The sequence below is a fragment of the Bacillus cereus group sp. MG4 genome (assembly GCF_040460055.1).
In the GTDB taxonomy this organism is placed as follows: Bacteria; Bacillota; Bacilli; order Bacillales; family Bacillaceae_G; genus Bacillus_A; species Bacillus_A wiedmannii.
Map to the genome: position 1 here is coordinate 801,187 of NZ_JARVGZ010000001.1, position 19,101 is coordinate 820,287.

Consider the following 19,101-nt stretch of genomic DNA (forward strand, 5'->3'; position numbering starts at 1 on the left):
GGAATACATATGACGAATAAAGATCACTTAATTGTTTGTCGATGTGAAGAAGTTACATACGGACAACTTCAATCGACAATTGCTGCATATAAATGCTCGGCAAGAGAATTAAAACTAAGAACACGTGCTGGCATGGGATTTTGTGGTGGCCGCACATGTAGAATGATGATAGATCGAATGATTGAAAGTGCAAATCCCGACGTAAACACTAATGAAATGCCATTAAAATATCAACCACCAGTTCGCGCAGTTACCTTTGGAGCGGTAGGTGAAAATCAATGAATAGAATTACACATCACCCTATTTTAGGAAGTTTAAATAGTAGTAAGCGCATCACTTTCCAATTTAACGGGCAACAATATGAAGCCTATGAACATGAAACCATTGCGGCGGCTTTACTTGCAAACGGAATACGAACTTTAAGAGTGCATGAAGATAGCGGGACGCCACGAGGTATCTACTGTAATATTGGACATTGTTCTGAATGCCGCGTCACAGTAAACAATCAAACGAACGTACGAGCATGCTTAACTGTTGTAGAAAAAGATATGGTAGTTGATAGTGGTAAACAGCATCCAAATATCGTGAGAGAGATGGTGAAAAAGCGATGAACGATGTCATTATTATCGGAGCTGGACCAGCAGGTTTGTCAGCCTCCATCTCTTGTGCTCGTTTTGGACTAAATGTACTTGTTATTGATGAATTTATGAAGCCTGGTGGAAGGTTGCTCGGACAATTACATCAAGAACCTACTGGAGAATGGTGGAACGGAATAGAAGAATCAAAACGCCTTCACGAAGAAGCAAAATCACTTTCAGTTGATATTCGATGCGGCATTTCCGTCTATAATTTAGATAAAGATGAAAGTTCTTGGTTCGTACATACGAATATCGGTACGTTAGAAGCACCGTTCGTTTTACTTGCTACTGGCGCCGCTGAGTACTCCATTCCCCTTCCTGGTTGGACACTTCCAGGAGTCATGTCAATCGGAGCAGCCCAAGTAATGACAAATGTACATCGCGTTCAAGTTGGGCGAAAAGGAGTAATTATTGGCGCTAACATTTTGTCATTCGCTATTTTGAATGAATTACAACTAGCGGGAATTAAAGTGGAACATATCGTACTTCCTGAAAAAAGTGAATTAAGTCAAAAGGCTAGTGAACCAGAAGAAGTTTTAAACTCTCTCTTACATGCTGCACACCTTGCTCCATCACCTTTATTACGTATAGGTAGTCGATTGATGAAATATAATTGGGTGAAACAAGCTGGATTAAACTTCTATCCAAATAACGGTATGAAAATAAATGGCACACCACTTCACCTTCGAAAAGCAGCTCTTGAAATTATCGGTACAGATCAAGTTGAAGGTGTACGGGTTGCTACTATTGATACGAAAGGAAACATCATAACTGGATCGGAACAAATATATGAGGCAGACTTCGTTTGTATTGCCGGTGGCTTATACCCTCTTGCTGAGCTTGCTGCTGTAGCTGGCTGTCCTTTCCGTTACATTCCGGAATTAGGCGGCCATGTTCCACTGCATTCCGAAACAATGGAAACCCCTCTTCCCGGTTTATTTGTAGCTGGCAATATAACTGGCATTGAAAGCGGAAAAATCGCGATGGCACAAGGAACTGTTGCTGGATATTCAATCGTAAAACAAGCAAATACAAAATCCCAGTCGGTTGAACAACACTTGCAACAGGCGATCCAACATGTACATACCGTACGACAACAAGCTGCCATTCAATTTAACCCGATGATTGATGTCGGTAGACGGAAAATGAATGAAATTTGGCGTGATTATTCCCTAGCATATGCACATACTAAAAAGAGCTGCTGAGATTACTCTCAACAGCTCTTTTTTCTACTCATTTGAGTTATTAAACTTTGCTAATGCGTAAATGCCTTCTTCATCATCTAATTCAAGTTGTAGTCTTGCTGCAAATGAATTGACATTATATTCTCTGTCAAGTAATAAGCGTAATGCTTCGATTAAGTTCGCTTGAATTAAAATTTGCTGGCGACCATTTACCTCTACTTCAGCAGAGAAACCGTAGTCATCATCATACATTAGTTCAACTAAAACTTCTTCTGGACCAACTTGTCTTTTTTCAGCGATATATACACAAAGCGCATCGATAAGTTCTTGTTCAGAAATTTTTATTGTTTCCATGCTACTTCATCTTCCTTTTTCTTGCGTTGATCTTTGAAGTATTTAAATGCACGAACTGCTAACATTACGATACCAGCCATTACTAACATATTTACCATAAACGCTAATACAGAACCGAGAGCTCCCATATTTGCAAATAGGCTACCCATTAGTAAACCACCAAGACCACCTAGTAATAAACCTTTCATAAAGCTTCCTTTATTACTCTTTGGTGCTGTGTTTGTTGCCTTTGTTTTTGAATCTGTTGTTGTTTTTTGTGAGTTTACGTTATTATCTTTTTTGTTCAAATCAACTTTTGACTTTTGACCAGAACTTGGTGTGTATGATTTTTTACCAGATTTGTAACCCTTCGCTGCTGCGTGATCTACAAATATGAAGCTACTAGCTCCAAAGATAACCATGAATGCTGTCATGACTGCTACAAGTTTTTTCAACATATTATATCCATTCTCCTTTTATATAGATATATGTGAAATCTACCTTTCTAGTAAATTCAGAATGATAGATTTGTTTTTAAAAACATTTTAAAGGTTCTTATGAACTCATTATATGAACTTTTGTCGAAATATGCAAGCATTATTTACTTACGACAGTTTGGTGACAAAGGAAAAATTAAGCAAAACAGAATTGACTTTAAATGAAACAAAACATATTATAGGTTCATAAGAACTTTTTAATATTTTTGGAGGTGAAAAGATGGAAACATTTCATCTCACACGAAACGAAATGGCTACCCTTCTTCTATCTTTAAGAGGATGGAATACGAAAAAGCCTCTCGGTATTTTACAAGAAGCGTGGGCAAAGTCACATAAAAAAGATATTGAAAGCGGACAAAGCGTAACTGCTTTTATTACTACCGCACTTTCACCTATTTTTGAAAAACTGATTAAAATTGATGATACAGACGTCGGTTTTTCATTAAATGAAATAGTTGCGCTTGGAAATCAGATTGAAAATACAAGTTTCTCAGTAACGGCCATGCAAAACTGGGTAAAACGAGATATTAAAGAAATGATTGGCTCCCCTCAAAAAGGGAAAAAATATTCAATTGAACAAGCAGCCTTACTATTCATTGTCGAAGATTTAAAAACAGCACTTGATTTTGAATCCATTCGTAAGCTATTACGCCTTATCGTAAATGACCCAGCCGATCGAAGTGATGACTTAATCAATCCTGTTCATTTATATGGAGCATACTCTTCCCTATTTGAAGAACTCAATCAAGGGAATTGCTTACAACTAAATGCAACAGATACAGTTCATACAATTGAAAACATCGTAAAAGAAAAAGCTGATAAAATCGCAAGCAAGTTTGATCAAATTAATAACGAGCAACGCGAAGCAATTCGGAACGCCATTATTATTGCCACACTTTCTGTACATACCGCTTATGTACAAATGTTAGCGAAACGTTACGTAACAGCAACTTTATTTTTACAAAATTTAGAAGTGAAACCATAAAAAAATAGGAGCAGAAATGCTTCTATTTTTTTATAACCAAAACAAGCATCTACTTGTTATATATTTAGAACAGGTGGATGCTTGCTTTTCTAGGTATTAATTTTGAAAAATTATAAGCGCCTATTATTAATTCAAAAATAATTATTTCATTCTATTAAATTTCGAACAAATTTTCTCGATAAATTTAATTCCTTCATCTTTGTAACTCTTTACAAATTTCGATTTGAGCTTTTGAGCTATTAGCAAAACTTAACCAACCCTGTTCCACATTACTAGTGTTTTCATTTATCAAAAGTTCAACGATATCTAGATGTGAAACATTCGTTGTTATCGATTTATTTATACCATTAACTTTAGCACCTGACATATATTTAGCAATCTCAGGGTTTAATGTGAAAGCAAAATCAATTACAGTAGAACCTTGCGGTAAGTTCACGGAATCTAACTTAGGAGTAAATGCTACAATGTTATCTTGGAATAGTTCATATGATACTAAATCATAAAATTCAATCGCATCTTGAGTTACTAGATCATTTGTCTTAATAAAATGATCCATCAATTTATGAATTATATTTTGCATATCCTTATCAGTTATACTTTTTGTAAGAATATGAAATACCCCTTTATCTCGTATCTCCTGATTTAATTTTGTTTCAATACATATCATTATTTCATGGTTATTGATTACCACTTTGGTCTTTAAGTATTTGTTTAATACATCACTTTCAATTGCTATATTATCTTCAAATTGATATGGAATTGGTTTGTATAACTGATGTATAATTCCTAATATTTTATAACAGTCTAAATTATTTGAGGCCGTGATAATTATTCTTGACACTTCTGTAATGTCTTGAATATCTTGGAGACGAGAATAAGCTGTATAAATAGGGCTTACTTCATAGTCAACTTCAAATATTAAAGATGTATTTAGAAAAGTATTTATATCTTGCATTATATTTTGAGACAAATCCTCTAACAACTTAACATACTTTTGTAAAAGAATTTTCATTCCCTTATATTTAGAATGATTAAGATAAAAAAAGCCTAAATCTTCTAACTCGTGTTGAATATGAAATATCCCTAGCCTTTTACAAATCGGAGCGAAAATTTTGAGTGTTTCATTTGCATAAGGAATTTGTTTCTTTACAGCTTTCACCTGTAAAGTTCTCATGTTATGTAGACGATCTATCACTTTAATAATAGCTACTCTTATATCTCCTTGCGTAGCTAACAATAATTTCTTTAAGTTTATTGCTTCATACTCTTCTTTATTAGGGATTTGTTTTTTATCAATTTTAGTTAACCCTTCTACAATATCAGCCACTTTTTTACCGAATATATCACGTATATACTCAATTGTATAATCTGTATCCTCCACCACATCATGTAATAATGCTGCAACTAAAGTTATAATATCTGCCTTACAATCTAACAAAATTTCTGTAACTGCAAATGGATGAGTAATATACGGCTCACCTGAAACGCGAAATTGTCCTTCATGAGCTTTCTCGGAAACTAATATAGCTTTATGTAGTTGTTCTAATTCTGCTTTATGTAGATATGAGGCCTTTTCTAATAATTCCTTTTTCATATTTTCACCTTCATCATGTTAATTTTCTATAAAAATTTTATTAACATTATAATTCGTTATTTGAAAGTGAAGTACCTGTCTAAGTGATAAGAGAATATTTATTATCTCTTCATGAAAACTGGGCTTATATCCTTTACTAAACTACTAATGCAAGACATAAAAGAATTGAAATAGCAATTCCCTATACAAATAAGGTATAATTTACACATAGTGAACCTTTTATGTTATTAAGTAAAAGGTTCACCTATTCAAAAATACATAAACTAGAAGGTGCAACAATGGTAAGTAGTTTTATTCATTCAGTATTAACGTTTTTTGAAGGATTAGGTTATTGGGGCATTATGCTTGGTCTAATGATTGAGATTATTCCAAGTGAAATCGTCCTAGCTTATGCGGGATTCCTAGTATTCAATGGTAGTATTTCATTTGTAGGTGCAGTTGTATTTGGTACAATTGGCGGTGTTATTGCCCAAATCTTTATTTATTGGATTGGACGATACGGTGGACGCCCTGTATTAGAACGTTACGGAAAATATATTTTCATTCATAAAAAACAAATAGATGCAGCTGAAGATTGGTTTAATCGTTACGGAACTGGTGTAATTTTCACTGCACGTTTTATTCCAGTAGTACGCCATGCAATTTCAATACCTGCTGGTATTACAAAAATGCCATTATTACGTTTCACTACATTAACAGCACTTGCAATCATCCCTTGGTCTATCATTTTCATTTATTTAGGTGAAAAACTAGGTCAAAATTGGGAGAATATAAACGATATTGCGGGACCGTATGTGAAGTCTTTCGCAATTGGCGGCGTCATACTTATTCTACTATACTTCATCCTTAAAAAATGGACAAAAAAACGTAAAAATCTTGCTTAAGATAATATAAAAACCGCTATACATTCATTACGAATGTTAGCGGTTTTTATATTAGACTTGATTATGTATTAAAAATTGGATTATTTCTTCCTTATGCTTTAAGTCATGCTGAATGAGTGATGAAAAATAATGATTCAGCATGACTTTTTTAGTACCAATTTGAAAGTCATTATAAAAATTATCGGCAGGAATTCGCTCAATTTCGTCTACTAATTGTTTACGAGTATAGCTAAACTGATTGATAAGCTCTTCTCTTGAAATACCTGATCTTGCATATATAATTGCACTCTTATTCATTTCCTCTACATCTGTTGGAAAACGAGGCACTGATTGAGTACTAAGAAAATAAGGAATTCGATACTTCACTACAAAATCATCCCAAATAATAAAATGTGAAATCACATCTGCAATTCCCCACGAACCATTTTTAAATGATTGAAACCATATATCATCAGGTACTTCCTTCAATGTTTGACACCATTCTATTATATTTAACTTTTCTTCTAAAATATTTTCTTTCTTCATTATGCATTCCTTTCTTGCACTTGTAATTCATTCATATTAATATCTTCTAGAAATTGTATAAAAAGCCTCCATAATTATGTGGATAAGCAACAATTCATTCGTCCATTTCGTATATTATCTCAAAAAGGAGTGATTTCCCTATGCATTGGCAACAAAAAATACAATACTTAATCGGACGCCCTATCGGTATTTCCTTCATAAATGGGCAGGGAACTTCTGGTGTATTATGTTCAGCACATGATGGTCAATTATATGTGTATGAATACCTTTATCAAGCTCAATTCGCAATGAAGCATTATGATTTTAGACAAATTCAAGATATACATGCCTTTCCGAATTGCCCACATCAAAATCCTCTATACTAGAAAAAGGAACAGCTTATAGCCGTTCCTTTTTCTCCACACTTATTTTTCAGTATAAAAGTTATGCACTGCTTCATCAAAGTAAATCCAGCCTTTCCAACCTAAATGAATTGTATCTTTTAAGAAATACTTATTATATTCATGGCCAGGAAAATCAACTACTGGATATCCTGCTTTCTCAACTTGTTCCCGAACTTTTTTATAATACACTTCGCGGCGTTCTTTAGGGAAACCAGCGTAATCATACCACGGTCCATTTACAGGTACAGAAATGAATAATGGCTTAACATTTTTCTCTTTAAATATATTTAAAACAATTTGTAAGTCATCATATTCTGGTGATTCTTCATATGATTCATTTGCTCTAAAGTTTTTTAAACCTTTTAATTTTTTCTTCAAATTATGTTTATAGTAATACGGATTTTCAATTCCGAATGTGTTTGTAGTAGATTCCAATTTCCCTTCTTCTTCTGCATGTTTACGTGCATCTACCCAAGATATTGAACGTAGTCCCATATTAGTTTTTTCTTTCATCGGTTCAATCTTAAATAAGGAGTTAAATAAATCTCTATGATCTAAAATATTACGATGCATATAAGCAAGTGGTTTAACTAAACCTGCTTTTACGTTATGTTTCGTATCATTATATACAATACCTTCTAATGAATTTTTTAATATATCATCTTCTTGAACAACTTTATAATCTAATAGTCGTTTCGCAATTTGCTTCTTCATTTCAACATCTATTGTATCATTAAAAATAAAATGATATGCTTGTTGCTTAGAGAAATTGTTCGTAAAATCCCCTTGTGATACCCCTGTCTTTGTAAACCATTGTGGTGATAAAACAAAGACTACTTTTTTACCTTCTAACTCCTCCATTGTAGACGTCATATTTAATATATGAGCTAAACTTTGCGTACCGCCAATCCCCATTAAATATGGCGTAAAACCTGCCGGATTTACTTTAAAGTAATTAGATGGATGATATGCATCCATTCGTAAAAATTCAGATGAACCATACATCGGTAAATACTGCGAATTCTCTAACATTTTTTGCTGTAAGAAAACACTTTGTAGTTTTTCTTTTTGTAAGGAAGTTGCCGCATCTTCTACCTTCTTTTCACTAATAAGTGATACTAAACTTTTCGATGGGATTAATATGATAATGAAAAAAAGCACACACGCTAAAATTATGGGACCAAAAGCATGCTTCATTTTCATCGTCTCTTCCTCTTTCTAACGCTATTAAATTGTAACCCTTGTTTTTGACACGCCATCATTTCTCTCCTTTTTCTCTATACATGTTCCATTCTATTTATCTATTATATACATGTATGTATTTCCTTCCTTGTCTTATTAAGCCCTATATAAATAGCACAAGAAAATGTTTCCATAGAAACACGTTAATTATACAAGATTCTACATAAATTTCACACTGGAATTTTAGTAATAATTTTATTTTTAAACAGTTAAAAAACATAGAAAATGTCTATCATTCATCCAATGATGTATGGAGTTCAAAGTACGATAATAAACGCCCGCTATGATCAACATCATGAGTATATGTAAAACCTAACTTTTGTAAAAGTTTTTTCGAATTCTCATTTGCTACCTTTACTCTAGCAATTATTCTTTTTACATTCATAGTCTCTATTGCATATTGAATGGAAGCCTCTACTGCTTCTGATGCATATCCATTCCCCCAATATTCTGGGGCAAGGAGATACATAATTTCTATTTCACCTGCTTCATTTACCTTTCTTAAACCACAATGTCCTAAGAACTTTCCTGTATTTCTATTAACTAACAACCATACCCCAAAATCATACTGTTCCCAATGTGATATTAGTTGCATAATATAGTCATTTGCTTCTCCCTTTGACATTCCCCTTGATTTAGCAAGCCATTTGCCAACAGCTTCTTCCTTTAATATGCTATAAAATTGATCAATATCTTCTATAATGGGTTTTCTCATGAAAAACCTTTTTGTATGTATTACTTTCTTTTCTTCAAACATAAAACTTCATTCCCCTCCACATACTGTATACAGACTAGTAAATTATAACATGGACTATTTATCCGATTTTAACTAAGAAAAAACAGACTATCACACACGTGAAGTCTGTTTCCCCATTCCTTTATTTTTGCACATCTGCCCATTTTAAACTTGTGGCTGGACCAAATTGATGTACATATAAATCTTTCACATGCGGCTTTTGTAAGTATGATAATCCGCGCTGGAATACCGGTGCAATTACTGCGTCATCCAGTAGCATTTTCTCAGCATCTTGCATTGCTTTCCAACGAGCTTTTTCATCATTACCTAATTCTGTTTTAATCTTCTTAATTAACGCATCATATTCTGGGTTTGCATATTCTGTATTGTTCACACTGCTTCCAGAAAGGAATACTTCTAAGTAAGTCATTGGATCTGGATAATCCGGTAACCAGCGTGATAATGACATTTCATATTCTTTCTTCTTCTCTAACGCTAGTTTTTGCGTGTGTGGTTGTAATTTTACATTTACCTTTAAGCCTGGTAAGTTTTTCTCTAGTTGCTCTTTAATGTATTCTCCTACTTTTTTGAAGTTTTCTAAGTCATAGTTTAATAACTCAAGCGTCACTTCATTTGTACCTGTCTCTTGCTTCGCCTTTTCCCAATATTCTTTCGCTTGTTTTACATCAGTCTTATTAAACTCACCAGCCGTACTTCTAAAATCCTTTTTATCTGGACCTTTTAAAAATCCTTTTGGTACGTAATAGTTTGCAGCAACTGAACCATCATTTAAAAACGAAGTCGCAAGTCCTTTCTTATCAAACACTGTACTTAGTGCAAGCCTTGCATTTTTATTTTTAAGAATCGGTACATTTTCATTGAATCGGAAGAAGTACATAACCGGATCTGTATATTGTTTTAGCTCTTTATTATTTTTATATTTATCGACGAATTCTGTAGAAATGACAGCTCTATCAACTTTATCTGTTTCATATAAATTTACCGCAGTTGAAATTTCTTTAACAATTTGATAGTTTACTTCATCTAGCTTCACTTCTTTTTTATCCCAATACTTATCGTTTTTCTTCATTGTAAAGCTTGCTTCATGCTTCCACTCTGATAATGTAAATGGCCCGTTATACACAGCTTTATTTGCTTCTAATCCGTACTTATCGCCCTGCTCTTTCGCATATTTTTCGTTAATTGGATAGAAGGACGGTAAAATAAGTAATTTCGTAAAATACGGCACTGGATGTTCTAGTTCTACAACGAATGTTTTATCATCCGTCGCTTTCACTCCTAATTCCTCTAACCCTAATTGTTTCTTATTTATTTTCTCCGCATTTTTCACATCGTACGCAATGTATGCATATTGAGAAGCAGTATCCGGATTAATAAGCTGCTTCCAAGCGTATACGTAATCTTGTGCTGTTACTGGATCTCCGTTAGACCATTTCGCTTCACGCAAGTGGAATGTATATGTTTTTCCATCTTTACTTACTTCATATTTTTGTGCTCCAGCCTCAATCACTTCATCATTTTTCGATAAACGAAATAATCCTTCCATTACGTTATTTAAAACGTTAAATGATACTGCATCTGTTACTTTCCCTGAATTTAATGACGGAATTTCACCAGTTTCTAGTATCTGTAATACTTTCTTCTCATCTTTCGGCTTTGTCGTTGTTTTTTCTTTTGCGCATCCTACTAAAAATGAAGAAACTAATAGAGTACTAACTAATGAGTAACGAACTACTTTTTTCATTTGAAAACCCCCTCTATTTTTTAAGGTAAGTAACGACGAGCACCAGCGTATTCTTCTATATATCCTGGTGTATTTAGCGGTATAATCTCTACTGATCTTTCAGCTCTTGGTGAGTGAATCATATTTCCGTCACCAATATACATCCCCACATGATGAACACTACCTTTTCCTTGATCATGTGCAAAGAAGATTAAATCCCCTTTTTGTAAATGTTCTTTATCAACTGCAATACCATTTCTCGATTGTGGACCAGAATCTCGCGGAATTGTAATGCCGTGCGATTTATAAATTGTATGTGTAAATCCAGAGCAATCAAATCCGAATCCACTTGTACCAGCCCATATATACGGTAATCCTAAAAACATTTTTCCAGTGTTTATTAAATCATCGGCCGCCGGAGATGGAATATCATTTTGCGAACGGTAAACCGTTCCATCATTTTTTCGTAGCCATGCTTTCTGTCCGTTTGGTAACAACACGCGGTATGAAATTGTATCTTCACTAAGTAGCGGCAGTCGCGTATTATAGCTCACTTCAAGCGATTTATGTTTTTCAGAAGGATTTATATATAAAATAGCTGTCGGTTTCGTTACTAATACGAAAGGTTCATTAGTTTTATCTGCAAATTCTTGATTATACGTTAACTGTTTTTCAGGCATCCATCCTGGATAGCCTTCTTCATTTCGCGGTGTTGGCTGACCATGGACTAACACTTTCACCCAGTCACCTTTTTTATCAACAACCGTTACTTCTTGACCTAATAGCGCTTGCGTTTCTAATTTATTTGCATTTGTTAACCAAAGTTTCTCATCAAGCGTCATCGATTTCGTCCACTTCCACAAATCAACTGGATTTGTAGCACTCGGTGCATCAATTGGCCGTAATGAATCAGGCGTGGTCCAAAGTGTTGCGGCAGATACATCGATAAACGCTTTACTATCTTTCTTCTCTTCAGCATTTGCTGATGTAAACGATGAAAATATAAATAAAGTTGTTAAAAATGCAGTTCCTACTTTTTTCATACATATCCCCCTTAAAAGATGGTTTACTAGTCTCTTCTCCTAAGATTTACTATTCACTGTCGATTGAAGGTTTACCTTTGACCCTGAATACGTCATTCCTTCCGGTTCTTCCATTAACCAAAGTGGTGCATCCAGATCGAAGTAATGAATATTAGGATGTGCAGCAGCTAAATGGGCTACAGCGCTAACAGAAAGTGAAGATTCCATCATACTTCCGACCATACATTTTACACCAGCTGCTTCGGCAATATCGGCAATACGCCACGCTTCACGTATGCCACCACATTTCATTAATTTAATATTAATTAAGTCTGCATATCCTCCTTGAACGATTTTCAATGCATCACGCGCTGAAAATATGCTTTCATCTGCCATAATGGGCGTTTGTACATGATCTTTGACATACTTTAACCCATCCCAATCTTTCGCATGAACAGGTTGTTCAATAAACTCGATATTTAAATTACGATTTTCCATCTCTTTAATGATCGTAACCGCTTCTTTTCGATTCCACCCTTGATTTGCATCTAATCGTAACGTCGTATTTTTTGGTACACTATTTCGAATTGCTTCAATACGTTCTAAATCTAAATGAGCAGATTTTCCCACTTTAATTTTTAAAGTTTGAAATCCTTTTTCTACATGTTGCTTTGCCTCTTTTGCCATAATAAAAGGCTCATCTACACTCACCGTAATATCTGTATGAACTTCTTTCTTCCCCCCTAATAATGCGTAAAGTGGAACGTTCTGATGTTGACAATACACATCATATAAAGCGATATCTACCGCCGCTTTCGCACTTGGGTTTCCAATACAACTCATTTGAATGTGCTGCAGTAACTGCTGAAATTGAATGATATCTTGACCAATTAAACAGGAACGCATCGGTCCTAAAATTGCTTCTTCAATTCCGTTAGCGAAATCCCCCGTAATAACTGGTGTTGCGGTTGTAGCACCCTTCCCAACAATTCCTTCATCTGTATAAATATATACATCTATACTTTCTATTTCGGTTACGGTACGAAGCGCCGTTTTAAACGGTGTATGAAGATTTACACGTCTACGATTTACTTTTACATCGGTAATTTTCATATTGTTCATCCTTTCGTTGTCTGACAAAGTGGAACCTTAATCCCAAAAAAATAATTAATTTTTTAGGAGCAATAAATCTCCTCTTTCGCTTACTTTTCATGTAGGAAGTTAATGTAAAATAAAAAAATCCAGCCATAAGAAGATTCTTATGACTGGATTTTGTCTAGGAATGGGTAGACAAAGCAGCGATTTGATTATATTTTTTCTGTGCATCTTTTAATGCTACAAGTAGTGCTTTTTGAGACGAACCGAAGTATCTTTTTTTTATTTCAGTTACCAATAGTGGATCATTAATATTTTTATGTAGAAACAAATATTTAACGAATTGAGATGTTAACGCAATTGTCGCTGAGCAATCTGCATCTACAATTTCCCCTGTCTCCTTAACAAGTACAAACGCTACAAAGTAACTTTTGAACTTTTCGGTAATAGGATTATTTTGAGGTGCTTTCGCATCCCCTACGATATAAATTGTATTTGAAGCGTACACAGCTATCTTCCTTTCTAATACGGGATAACGGTTTTCTTAATAGTCGTATGAGTGATAAACTCAACGTTGATCAAGAAATGTATCCGCTTACCTTGTATTATAATACAATTGACAGAATTTTAACAACATTTATTTCGGTGTATATTCCATAATTATAAAAACATCTCAAACTCTTCATTTTTACAATATGTGATTGTTACTTGTACCATGTCATTCAAACATAAAAAAAACAGCTAGCAATCGCTAACTGTTCTATTACACTACTTCGGCAACACAAATATAGTTTCATTTGACTTAGAAAATTGATATTCTTTTCTCGCAAACTTCAAAATTTCTTCCTCATCGTCTGTTAAATTTTCTATGTTAGTCTTTAAAGAATCCTGATCTTTCTTTAAAGAGACCAATTGTTTTTTTTGATTCGTTATTGTATCTTTTTTTTCTACGATTATTTCTTGTTGTTTCGTTAAAATAAATTGCACGTACAAAGTAGCCGCCGCAATAAATATAAACATGAATATAAATCTTCTTAGTTTTTTCTTATTAATTGCTCGCTTCTCATTAGGCTGTGATAGTTGCTCTTCTATATTAGGAACATTTATTCGCTTGAGTTTCCTCATTATGAAATCCCCCTAACACATATATTTTCACTACCCTCGGCATAATCCCTTACTAACTTTAATTCTATTCTTATAAAATAAGCTCCTTCACAAAAATATCTCACAAATTAACCAATTAAAGATAGCATTCGACGACATTTCCATATTTACTTTGAATTTTTTTATGTATGCTGCCATAAAATAGTAGTTTCTGTTATTCTTTTTCTATTATTGTAGAAGAGTTTTTTTACACACAAAATACCTTCCCTACATATTGATGTTATAACATGCTTACAAGGAGGAAAAATATGCATTACCGTACATTAGGTAAAACTGGAATAACTGTCTCTGAAATAGGTTTTGGGGCATGGGCAATCGGTGGTGATGAATGGGGACCTGTTAACGATAAACAATCTATAACCGCTATAAAAAAAGCAATTGAGTGTGGTGTGAATTTTATTGATACTGCAGATGTGTATGGTTTAGGACATAGTGAAAAGTTAGTGTCTACCGCAATTAAAGGACATCGTAATGATATTATCCTATCAACGAAAGGCGGTTTAATCGGACATCACTACGATCCGAATGGAGAACCTGTATATGATACTCTCGAAAAAATCATCGCCGTATTTGAAACAAGTTTACAACGTCTTCAAACAGATTACATTGATCTTTATTTTTGTCATATTTGGTGGCATAATCGTAGAGAAACAGAAGCATTTTTACGTGCATTTGAAGTATTAAAACGTGATGGAAAAGTAAGAGCAGTCGGTGTTTCGACACATGATTTACAATACATTCGTCATTTCAATAAAAACAATGAAATTGACATTGTACAACTTGATTACAATATATTGAATCGAAAACCAGAAAATGATATTTTGCCATTCTTACAAGAAAAAAATCTAGGAGCTGTTATTCGTGGGCCGTTAAAAATGGGTATTTTAACTGGAAAATTCACAAATAAAACAACTTTTCTAAATGGAGATTTACGCAAAGATTGGCCAAATGAAAATTGGTTTCAAGAAGACTTACAAAAGGTAGAGAAACTTCGGTTGCTCTCAAATAAAAATCAGACCTTAGGGCAACTTGCACTTCGCTATATACTCAATCATCCAGCAGTGAGTGTTGTAATCCCAGGTGCAAAAACAGAAAAACAAGCACAAGAAAATGCAAATGCGTCTGTTCGCCCTATTTTGAGTAATGAGGAGCTTAGCTATATTCAATCAATATAAAAAAGCCCGGCCTGGGCTTTTTAATTTTGTAAATCAATATCATATTCCATACTTTTGGCCGTTTCTTCAGCAATCTCCACACCTAACAAATTTTTCACAATATGAAATGACATGTTAATACCAGCTGAAATCCCTGCCGAGGTAATAATGTGTCCTTCATCTACAAATTTCACATTCTCCATTACTTCTACATTCGGAAAATCTTTTTTGAAAGTTTGAATACTAGCCCAATGCGTTGTTGCTTTTAAACCTTCCAGTAAACTAGCTTTCGCGAGTAATAACGCTCCAGTACAAACTGAAGCCAATAGCTTTACTTCTTTCATTTGCTGACGAACCCAATTTATTATTATATCATTTTTCACTTCATTTTCCCGTACGCCTTTACCACCTGGAATAATTAAAATGTCAACTGGTGGTAAATCTTCAATACTATAATCGGGCTGTACCTTTAATCCGTTTCTTGCAGTAATCATTTCTCCATTTTGGCTAACTGTATATACAGTAAATGGTTTTTCTTCATCCGCTTCAGTTACAGAAAAAACTTCAAATGGCCCTGCAAAGTCTAACACTTCTACCTCGTTAAATATAAATATACCTACACTCCATTTATTTATCATACGTTCACTTCCTGTTTTAAATAATGTAAAAGTTAATCATGGCCTTTTTCTAATGCAATATCCTATGCTGTTCTCCCATCTTTCAAAATATTTAAGTGTCCCCTTCTTCTATATGTTCTATTGATTATGATATTTCCCTGTTAAAACTACAGTTTACATAATAATATTATCTATCTAATAATTATCTGTTATTTTAAACAATAATCATGTTCAATATGGAGGAGAGATTATGTTACAAGTAATGCCTTTAAATAGTGAAGACTATGATTTAATTAAAGCTGCTAAAAAAGTAATCGAAAAAAAACTATAAATACGGTCGTCATCATATCGGTTCAGCAGTAAGAACTAAAGCAGGTAATATTTATGCAGCAGTGCATGTTGAAGCGAATGTTGGAAGAATAACAGTATGCGGTGAAGCTATGGCAATCGGAAAATCTATTTCTGAAGGTGATCATAAATTTGATACCATTGTAGCAGTTGCTCACCCACACCCTCACGAAGATATAGAAAAATGTTGGGTTGTTGCTCCATGTGGTATGTGTCGAGAATTAATAAGTGATTACGGAAAAAATACGAACGTTATACTTTCTTATAATGATGAACTTGTAAAATGTAACGTAATGGAATTATTACCTGAAAAGTATACAAGCGAAGTAGAATAATCATTCATACTTTCAACATTTCAAATAATATTATTCCAATAAAAAAACAATCCATTTTTAAAAACGGATTGTTTTTTTATTTCTTTTTTATGCAGTTTATTATTTTTCTATTTTCGATAATTGTAAAATTAGCATTAACAAAAATGAAATACAAATATTTAAGTACGTATTGCGGTTCGTTTTTCATTTGAAAATAAAAATATAATTTCTCCTTGCATTTGAAAAACATTAATATGAACCCTCTAAAATCAGCAACCTTATCATACCAATCTATAACAATTTTGTCTTCTTCCCTTACCAGTTTCCTTTAACACATATGATTTTAAAACAAGGGCCGTTAATGAATCTGTTAATGTTTTATATGATAAATTAGATAATGCCAATAGATCGTTCGTATATAACATTCTATGCTTCTCTAATAATAATAGTACTAATCGTTCAGATGGTTTTAATGCCTCATCACTTTCTAGTATAAAGTCTATATTTTTCATTTCTCTAATTGTTACTCCTTATATAAAAAAATACTTACACGACTAATTTAATATAAAAATAATACACAACAAGATTTGAAGTATATTAAAATAACATCGTTTCGAAACACTATTATACTATAACATAGAAAAAGCATTTCCCGAAATAGGAAATGCTTTTTTATATTGCTTATATGTTTCTTCCAAACTTACATTATATTTCGAATTCTTATCCGTACAATTCCCTCCTAATTTTTGTTGGTCATACCGCTGTATTTGTATTAAATTAACCTATTCTAAATTGATTTAAAGAAATAAAAACGGTTAGTCTATTATGCTCTAAACATGAATGACTAACCGTTTTCCAGCTTCTTCTCAATTATCATGTTCTACTTTAAATATTTCTTGCAATATGCGGCTTACTGTAATGACTAGTTCCACCACCACCTACTACTACTTTACCGCCTTTTTCAAAAATCAGTAATTTACTTGAACCATCTGCAAGCAGTACTATTACTTCAGCATTATTACTTGTCGCTACATAAATTACATAACCACTTTTTGATATACATGTTTCCCAATTTGCATCAAATTCTGATCTTACTACACGATTTGAATACACTTGATTTTCAATTCTTCCTCGTTCTTCTTTTTCCAAATTTATCCACCTACTTCTCTAAAATATTATTTATAGAAAAATAACAGTTCTATTGAAAATAGTGACTGTTTTTAATAGAAATAGTATATGTAGTTAGTAGAAGAATGCTTGGACAATGAAAACGTAATAACATGTAGGTACTATACAATTGAAACAAGGCAGTCAATACTATATCGACTGCCTTGTTTTCATAGATCGTTCTTTATTTTTCGTTTCGCATAGCTTCAAAAGTAAACATTTGATTTGCATTTGACGGTTCTTTTTCATAAACATAGTCAGCCGAGCAAGTAATGTTAGAGAAACCTATACTTTCTAACAGAAGTATAAACTCGTCTATTCCATACCAGCGCATCGTAAAGCGTTGCAGTTCTGATTGTACTAACTGTCCCTTACTCCATTTTTCATATTTTAAATATGATAGAGTAACTTGGTTCAACCAATCTATTTCAATTGATTTATTTTCTAATGTAATTCCGTCTCCGCTTGGCAAAGAAAAGGTCGATGTATGAATCTCTCCAGTTTTCCAGTCATGCGGAAGCATAATATCTACGATTAAACGCCCGCCTGGATTAAGATGTTCATAAAAACATTTCAATGCGTTTATAGAATCCGCACGATTTTCAATTAAACAGAAGGATCCAGTAGGAATGATAATTGTCTCATATTTATGCGGCAGTGAAAATTGTTGTAAACTTCCTTCATACAAATGAGGATGTAAGCCTCTCTCATTACATCGTATACGGCACGATTCTAGCATTTCAGGTGAATAGTCAATCCCATCCACTTTAAAACCAGCTTCAAGAAGTGGGATGATAACACGCCCTGATCCTACTGCCGCTTCGAGAATTCTTCCTCTACCATTTTTTAAACGTTCTTGGTAATACTCAATATCACCATTTAAAGAATACCCGACAGGCTTTGTGTAATCATAAAGTTCCGTGCAAAGTGTACTATAAAAACTAAACATTTATTTTCTCCTCCGTTTTATACGTACGGAAGATTTTAACTCAATTAATCTTCCTGTACCTTTATTTTTAATAAAAATTCGAAAGAGCTGACTGTCATAATATATCACTCGCTTTCCATACAATATAATTATATTGTATAATATTCCATTCAAAATGAACATATGAAAATTCAGAATTATATTGAAAGGAGGATATGATGAATTCATTAATTGGATTTATTTTTCTTCTTATCACTTTTAATACAATGATTTTCTTTATAGCAAAGAAATATAAACGGATATGGACAATAGCCAGTGGTATTTTCATACTTTCTTCTCCCGTTGTTTTCTTCGCCACTTTGCACGTAATTGGTGAAAAAGTAGGAGATGGATTCGCTGGAGGTTTTGCTGGGCTTATCTTTAGTGGTCTATTGATCATAAATGCAATTTTTTTATTTGTTGTAAGCATGTTTGTGTCTACCAATAAAAAATCATAATAAACTCCCCTTTCAAAATGTAAAGAGCTCACTATGCAGTAAGCTCTTTA

Annotated in this window: 23 protein-coding genes and 1 pseudogene; 9 read left to right on the top strand and 15 right to left on the bottom strand. The window is 33.5% G+C overall.

Annotated features, from left to right (window positions below):
- Positions 1-9: 9 nt before the first annotated feature.
- Genes QCI41_RS04170 through QCI41_RS04180 form a run of 3 tightly spaced genes read left to right on the top strand, consistent with a single transcriptional unit; the run spans position 10 to position 1,843 of the window.
- Entirely contained in the window at positions 10-282 is a 273-nt protein-coding gene (locus tag QCI41_RS04170; protein WP_353838233.1) for a (2Fe-2S)-binding protein, read from the top strand.
- Positions 279-611 (top strand): (2Fe-2S)-binding protein, encoded by a 333-nt coding sequence (locus tag QCI41_RS04175; protein WP_001080017.1) that lies wholly within the window; start codon positions 279-281, stop codon positions 609-611. Before QCI41_RS04170 ends, QCI41_RS04175 begins: the two co-directional genes overlap by 4 nt.
- Complete coding sequence (locus QCI41_RS04180) at positions 608-1,843, top strand: NAD(P)/FAD-dependent oxidoreductase (protein ID WP_075307435.1); 1,236 nt, start codon at positions 608-610, stop codon at positions 1,841-1,843. The genes QCI41_RS04175 and QCI41_RS04180 overlap by 4 nt, the downstream gene beginning before the upstream one ends.
- Positions 1,844-1,867: 24 nt before the next feature.
- On the opposite strand, the gene QCI41_RS04185 is transcribed toward QCI41_RS04180, so the two are convergent.
- Together QCI41_RS04185 and QCI41_RS04190 are read right to left on the bottom strand one after the other, a co-directional pair.
- Positions 1,868-2,176: a YxcD family protein gene (locus tag QCI41_RS04185; protein WP_353838232.1), complete on the bottom strand. Its 309-nt coding sequence runs from the start codon at positions 2,174-2,176 to the stop codon at positions 1,868-1,870.
- Positions 2,164-2,613, bottom strand: coding sequence for a hypothetical protein (locus QCI41_RS04190; protein WP_353838231.1), 450 nt, complete (start codon positions 2,611-2,613; stop codon positions 2,164-2,166). The genes QCI41_RS04185 and QCI41_RS04190 overlap by 13 nt, the downstream gene beginning before the upstream one ends.
- 259 nt (positions 2,614-2,872) lie before the next feature.
- On the opposite strand from QCI41_RS04190, the gene QCI41_RS04195 reads away from it, so the two are divergent.
- Positions 2,873-3,637 carry a DUF1836 domain-containing protein gene (locus QCI41_RS04195; RefSeq protein WP_075307439.1) on the top strand — a complete coding sequence of 255 codons (765 nt, stop codon included), beginning with the start codon at positions 2,873-2,875 and terminating at the stop codon, positions 3,635-3,637.
- A 193-nt stretch (positions 3,638-3,830) separates the two neighbouring features.
- Here the strand turns inward: QCI41_RS04195 and QCI41_RS04200 are convergent, their stop codons facing one another.
- Positions 3,831-5,231 (bottom strand): HD domain-containing protein, encoded by a 1,401-nt coding sequence (locus QCI41_RS04200; protein ID WP_353838230.1) that lies wholly within the window; start codon positions 5,229-5,231, stop codon positions 3,831-3,833.
- A gap of 278 nt (positions 5,232-5,509) precedes the next feature.
- Between QCI41_RS04200 and uptA the strand changes: the two genes are divergently transcribed.
- Entirely contained in the window at positions 5,510-6,115 is a 606-nt protein-coding gene (gene uptA / locus QCI41_RS04205; protein WP_353838229.1) for an undecaprenyl phosphate transporter UptA, read from the top strand.
- A gap of 51 nt (positions 6,116-6,166) precedes the next feature.
- On the opposite strand, the gene QCI41_RS04210 is transcribed toward uptA, so the two are convergent.
- Positions 6,167-6,640, bottom strand: coding sequence for a DinB family protein (locus QCI41_RS04210; protein ID WP_353838228.1), 474 nt, complete (start codon positions 6,638-6,640; stop codon positions 6,167-6,169).
- A gap of 140 nt (positions 6,641-6,780) precedes the next feature.
- Between QCI41_RS04210 and QCI41_RS04215 the strand changes: the two genes are divergently transcribed.
- Entirely contained in the window at positions 6,781-7,005 is a 225-nt protein-coding gene (locus tag QCI41_RS04215; protein ID WP_000558703.1) for a hypothetical protein, read from the top strand.
- Positions 7,006-7,044: 39 nt separating this feature from the next.
- On the opposite strand, the gene dltD is transcribed toward QCI41_RS04215, so the two are convergent.
- The 7 genes from dltD to QCI41_RS04250 form a co-directional block, all read right to left on the bottom strand.
- On the bottom strand, positions 7,045-8,226 hold the full coding sequence (gene dltD / locus QCI41_RS04220; protein ID WP_353838227.1) for a D-alanyl-lipoteichoic acid biosynthesis protein DltD: 1,182 nt from the start codon (positions 8,224-8,226) through the stop codon (positions 7,045-7,047).
- 271 nt (positions 8,227-8,497) lie between these two features.
- Entirely contained in the window at positions 8,498-9,022 is a 525-nt protein-coding gene (locus tag QCI41_RS04225; RefSeq protein WP_353838226.1) for a GNAT family N-acetyltransferase, read from the bottom strand.
- 121 nt (positions 9,023-9,143) lie between these two features.
- On the bottom strand, positions 9,144-10,766 hold the full coding sequence (locus tag QCI41_RS04230) for a peptide ABC transporter substrate-binding protein (protein ID WP_353838225.1): 1,623 nt from the start codon (positions 10,764-10,766) through the stop codon (positions 9,144-9,146).
- 20 nt (positions 10,767-10,786) lie between these two features.
- Positions 10,787-11,788, bottom strand: a complete 1,002-nt coding sequence (locus tag QCI41_RS04235; RefSeq protein ID WP_353838224.1) for a C40 family peptidase — start codon at positions 11,786-11,788, stop codon at positions 10,787-10,789.
- A gap of 39 nt (positions 11,789-11,827) precedes the next feature.
- On the bottom strand, positions 11,828-12,889 hold the full coding sequence (locus QCI41_RS04240) for a dipeptide epimerase (RefSeq protein WP_142291247.1): 1,062 nt from the start codon (positions 12,887-12,889) through the stop codon (positions 11,828-11,830).
- Between the two features lie 154 nt (positions 12,890-13,043).
- Positions 13,044-13,370, bottom strand: coding sequence for a DUF3870 domain-containing protein (locus tag QCI41_RS04245; protein WP_353838223.1), 327 nt, complete (start codon positions 13,368-13,370; stop codon positions 13,044-13,046).
- Between the two features lie 260 nt (positions 13,371-13,630).
- A complete protein-coding gene (locus tag QCI41_RS04250; protein WP_048560788.1) occupies positions 13,631-13,987 on the bottom strand; it encodes an FtsB family cell division protein in 357 nt (118 codons plus the stop codon).
- Positions 13,988-14,274: 287 nt separating this feature from the next.
- Here QCI41_RS04250 and QCI41_RS04255 point away from each other — a divergent pair, with 287 nt between their 5' ends.
- A complete protein-coding gene (locus tag QCI41_RS04255; RefSeq protein WP_353838222.1) occupies positions 14,275-15,201 on the top strand; it encodes an aldo/keto reductase in 927 nt (308 codons plus the stop codon).
- 20 nt (positions 15,202-15,221) lie between these two features.
- Here QCI41_RS04255 and QCI41_RS04260 read toward each other — a convergent pair whose 3' ends face one another.
- Positions 15,222-15,818 (bottom strand): DJ-1/PfpI family protein, encoded by a 597-nt coding sequence (locus QCI41_RS04260; protein ID WP_353838221.1) that lies wholly within the window; start codon positions 15,816-15,818, stop codon positions 15,222-15,224.
- Positions 15,819-16,047: 229 nt separating this feature from the next.
- On the opposite strand from QCI41_RS04260, the pseudogene QCI41_RS04265 reads away from it, so the two are divergent.
- A pseudogene (locus tag QCI41_RS04265) lies at positions 16,048-16,480 on the top strand (cytidine deaminase).
- Between the two features lie 260 nt (positions 16,481-16,740).
- Here QCI41_RS04265 and QCI41_RS04270 read toward each other — a convergent pair.
- The 3 genes from QCI41_RS04270 to QCI41_RS04280 all read right to left on the bottom strand — a co-directional run bounded on the left by QCI41_RS04270 (position 16,741) and on the right by QCI41_RS04280 (position 18,575).
- Entirely contained in the window at positions 16,741-16,971 is a 231-nt protein-coding gene (locus QCI41_RS04270) for a hypothetical protein (protein ID WP_000789031.1), read from the bottom strand.
- A 373-nt stretch (positions 16,972-17,344) separates the two neighbouring features.
- Entirely contained in the window at positions 17,345-17,608 is a 264-nt protein-coding gene (locus QCI41_RS04275) for a hypothetical protein (RefSeq protein WP_353838220.1), read from the bottom strand.
- A 202-nt stretch (positions 17,609-17,810) separates the two neighbouring features.
- On the bottom strand, positions 17,811-18,575 hold the full coding sequence (locus QCI41_RS04280) for a class I SAM-dependent methyltransferase (protein ID WP_353838219.1): 765 nt from the start codon (positions 18,573-18,575) through the stop codon (positions 17,811-17,813).
- A gap of 194 nt (positions 18,576-18,769) precedes the next feature.
- Between QCI41_RS04280 and QCI41_RS04285 the strand changes: the two genes are divergently transcribed.
- A complete protein-coding gene (locus QCI41_RS04285; protein WP_353838218.1) occupies positions 18,770-19,051 on the top strand; it encodes a hypothetical protein in 282 nt (93 codons plus the stop codon).
- Positions 19,052-19,101: the final 50 nt, after the last annotated feature.

Excerpts from the sequence above, each read along its gene's own strand:
- QCI41_RS04170 (WP_353838233.1), top strand. The coding sequence starts at position 10 with ATGACGAATAAAGATCACTTAATTGTTTGTCGATGTGAAGAAGTTACA.
- QCI41_RS04175 (WP_001080017.1), top strand. The coding sequence starts at position 279 with ATGAATAGAATTACACATCACCCTATTTTAGGAAGTTTAAATAGTAGT.
- QCI41_RS04180 (WP_075307435.1), top strand. The coding sequence starts at position 608 with ATGAACGATGTCATTATTATCGGAGCTGGACCAGCAGGTTTGTCAGCC.
- QCI41_RS04185 (WP_353838232.1), bottom strand. The coding sequence starts at position 2,176 with ATGGAAACAATAAAAATTTCTGAACAAGAACTTATCGATGCGCTTTGT.
- QCI41_RS04190 (WP_353838231.1), bottom strand. The coding sequence starts at position 2,613 with ATGTTGAAAAAACTTGTAGCAGTCATGACAGCATTCATGGTTATCTTT.
- QCI41_RS04195 (WP_075307439.1), top strand. The coding sequence starts at position 2,873 with ATGGAAACATTTCATCTCACACGAAACGAAATGGCTACCCTTCTTCTA.
- QCI41_RS04200 (WP_353838230.1), bottom strand. The coding sequence starts at position 5,231 with ATGAAAAAGGAATTATTAGAAAAGGCCTCATATCTACATAAAGCAGAA.
- uptA (WP_353838229.1), top strand. The coding sequence starts at position 5,510 with ATGGTAAGTAGTTTTATTCATTCAGTATTAACGTTTTTTGAAGGATTA.
- QCI41_RS04210 (WP_353838228.1), bottom strand. The coding sequence starts at position 6,640 with ATGAAGAAAGAAAATATTTTAGAAGAAAAGTTAAATATAATAGAATGG.
- QCI41_RS04215 (WP_000558703.1), top strand. The coding sequence starts at position 6,781 with ATGCATTGGCAACAAAAAATACAATACTTAATCGGACGCCCTATCGGT.
- dltD (WP_353838227.1), bottom strand. The coding sequence starts at position 8,226 with ATGAAAATGAAGCATGCTTTTGGTCCCATAATTTTAGCGTGTGTGCTT.
- QCI41_RS04225 (WP_353838226.1), bottom strand. The coding sequence starts at position 9,022 with ATGTTTGAAGAAAAGAAAGTAATACATACAAAAAGGTTTTTCATGAGA.
- QCI41_RS04230 (WP_353838225.1), bottom strand. The coding sequence starts at position 10,766 with ATGAAAAAAGTAGTTCGTTACTCATTAGTTAGTACTCTATTAGTTTCT.
- QCI41_RS04235 (WP_353838224.1), bottom strand. The coding sequence starts at position 11,788 with ATGAAAAAAGTAGGAACTGCATTTTTAACAACTTTATTTATATTTTCA.
- QCI41_RS04240 (WP_142291247.1), bottom strand. The coding sequence starts at position 12,889 with ATGAACAATATGAAAATTACCGATGTAAAAGTAAATCGTAGACGTGTA.
- QCI41_RS04250 (WP_048560788.1), bottom strand. The coding sequence starts at position 13,987 with ATGAGGAAACTCAAGCGAATAAATGTTCCTAATATAGAAGAGCAACTA.
- QCI41_RS04255 (WP_353838222.1), top strand. The coding sequence starts at position 14,275 with ATGCATTACCGTACATTAGGTAAAACTGGAATAACTGTCTCTGAAATA.
- QCI41_RS04260 (WP_353838221.1), bottom strand. The coding sequence starts at position 15,818 with ATGATAAATAAATGGAGTGTAGGTATATTTATATTTAACGAGGTAGAA.
- QCI41_RS04270 (WP_000789031.1), bottom strand. The coding sequence starts at position 16,971 with ATGAAAAATATAGACTTTATACTAGAAAGTGATGAGGCATTAAAACCA.
- QCI41_RS04280 (WP_353838219.1), bottom strand. The coding sequence starts at position 18,575 with ATGTTTAGTTTTTATAGTACACTTTGCACGGAACTTTATGATTACACA.
- QCI41_RS04285 (WP_353838218.1), top strand. The coding sequence starts at position 18,770 with ATGATGAATTCATTAATTGGATTTATTTTTCTTCTTATCACTTTTAAT.